The organism is Halomonas sp. 707D4 (genome assembly GCF_024158685.1).
Classification (GTDB): domain Bacteria; phylum Pseudomonadota; class Gammaproteobacteria; order Pseudomonadales; family Halomonadaceae; genus Vreelandella.
The window spans coordinates 1-2,167 of sequence record NZ_JAMZBD010000505.1 but is presented as its reverse complement, the minus strand read 5'-3'; the positions used below and the strand labels follow the sequence as shown (position 1 = coordinate 2,167).

At 66.2% G+C, this 2,167-nt stretch carries 4 protein-coding genes; all 4 read right to left on the bottom strand.

Annotated elements, in window-relative coordinates:
• Positions 1–933 (bottom strand): PrpF domain-containing protein (locus tag BIS11_RS15865; protein WP_253586516.1); only part of this gene is annotated, 933 nt, incomplete at its 3' end.
• A gap of 70 nt (positions 934–1,003) precedes the next feature.
• Positions 1,004–1,462 carry a GNAT family N-acetyltransferase gene (locus BIS11_RS15860; RefSeq protein ID WP_253424496.1) on the bottom strand — a complete coding sequence of 153 codons (459 nt, stop codon included), beginning with the start codon at positions 1,460–1,462 and terminating at the stop codon, positions 1,004–1,006.
• 77 nt (positions 1,463–1,539) lie between these two features.
• Positions 1,540–1,920 (bottom strand): RidA family protein, encoded by a 381-nt coding sequence (locus BIS11_RS15855; protein WP_253424492.1) that lies wholly within the window; start codon positions 1,918–1,920, stop codon positions 1,540–1,542.
• Positions 1,921–1,922: 2 nt separating this feature from the next.
• Positions 1,923–2,167 (bottom strand): PrpF domain-containing protein (locus BIS11_RS15850; RefSeq protein WP_301286492.1); only part of this gene is annotated, 245 nt, incomplete at its 5' end.

Here is a 2,167-nt window from a genome sequence, read left to right as displayed (position 1 = left end):
GCAGCCGCCGGAGACGGCGAGCGAGCCGTGCAGCGTCTGGGGGGTCAGGTAGCGCACGCACAGATCGCCGCCCTGGCGCGCCTCTGCGATCAGGCAGACCTTGGGCACCGTTTCGCTTCGCGCGATCTCCTCTTGCGACATGAGCCGGCCATCGGCGTGGCGCAGCCGCATTTTTTCCCCCGCCGCGACCCAGACCCTCTTCAAGCGCTCCATGAACACCGTGTCGGCACTCAGCTGCGCCACGCTCTCGTACCCCGTCTTGCCCAGGTCGGCGGCGCTGACGATGACCATCGGCACGGCCACGTCGACGCAGCTCACGTCGATGCCTTCGATCGTGTCCACGGCGCTGCCCGTCGGCAGCAGAGCGCCGGTCTTGGCCCCCACGGGCGCCTGAAGAAACAGCTCGACAGCGGGATGCGCGCCCATGACACCCGGAATCGGCGCCATGGCGAAGCCCTGGGCCGTGGTCGTCATGCGCGAATGGGTGACGACGCCGGTATTGGTATTGAAGATCGTCAGATGCTGGGTCTCGTCGTCGCTTCTGGCCACCAGCCCGGTCTCCAGCGCCCAGAGTTGCAGGGCGGAAGACATGTTGCCGCAGTTGACGCTCCAGTCGATGCGGTCATGGGTGGCCGCGAGCTGTGCCAGCGTGCTGACCAGCCGCTCGCCGGAAGCGGTGCGCTCGATATCGGCGAAAAAGACCTTGTTGCTCGTCGCGGGCCCGCGACCCAGCCCCGTGGTCTGGGTGTTGCCCGGGCACTCACCCGCGAGTGGAACGCCCATCAGGTGGCGCAACAGCTCTTCGCGCAGCGCCACGTCGCGAGGGGCGATTTTCTCCCACAGGATGGCGCCCGTGGAGGTCCCGCCGCGCATGTAATGAACCGGAAAGTGCCACACGTCGTGATCACGATAAGGCGTGCGTGCTGCCATCATGCCCTGAATGTCCTTTTACTCTGCTCGATAGTGTCGATCAGCGGATGGCGAGCGCCCCCGCACGAAAGCGTCACAGCGTGAGCTTGTAGCCCAGATGGGTGTTCCTGAAGCCCAGCCGCTCGTAGAAGCGCTGAGCATCGGGGCGTTCGATATCGGTGGTCAACTGAACCAGCTCGCACCCGCGCTGGCGACACTCGTCGATCGCCCGCTGGAACATCGCCTGGCCAAGGCCGGCGCTTCGGTGGGTCGAGGCGATGCGCACGCCTTCGATCTGCCCGCGCCAGGCGCCCAGGCGCGCAAGCCCGGGAATGAAGGTGAGCTGCAGCGTGCCGACGACCTCCCCGTCCGCCAGTGCCACGAGCTGCAGCTGATGGGGGTCGGCATCGATGGCATCGAAGGCCGCTGTGTAGCGCTCGTTCAGGGGGCTCGTCGCATCCTCGCGCTGGCGTCCCAGCACGTCGTCGGCCAGCAGGGCGACGATACCGGCAACGTCGTCGCGGCGGGCGGCTCTAAACTCGATGTCGTTCATGGGCTTCTCCATGTAAAAGGCGCCCGGGCGTACGTCGTCGCCCGGGCGCCCTGGTTCAAGGCAATGGCGGTCGCTCGTTAGATCACCGCCGCCTGCAGCGCGATCTCGACGGCGAACTGAGAACGCCCGGGCGTCGATTCGATGCAGGAGCGCGAAGGCGCGTAGCCTTTGGGCATCCAGGCATTCCAGACGCTGTTCATGCGCGGCGCATGCTCGACGTCCTTGAGCCAGACGGTGGCGGTCAGAATGCGCGTCTTGTGCGAGCCCGCCTGCTCGAGCCAGCCGTCGATGCGCGTCAGGATGTTCTGCGTCTGCTCCTCGACCGTGCCGCTGGAATCCTCGGCCAGCGTACCGCTGATGTAGACGATCCCCTTGTGAACAAGGATTCGGCTCAAACGATCTTCGGTGTCGAAGCGCTGGATATCGTCCTGGCGGGCGATGTGGGTAGTATCGAACATGATCAGCTTTCCTCGTTGGCGGGGCAAGCGGTTGGAAACGAAGGAACGTGGACCGTCCCTTCCATGAGAAGACGGGAAGTACGCCCGAGGGTGGCGGAGACCAGCGCAGGCGTCGCTCCCGGGGTGGTGCGAACCATCACGTCGATCACGCCACTGGCGTGGCCGATGCGAACGCGCTGGCAGGCCGCGGGCGCAAGCCCCGCCACCTGCTGGACGATGGAGCCTTTGAGCACCGCAGCCGCGGCGG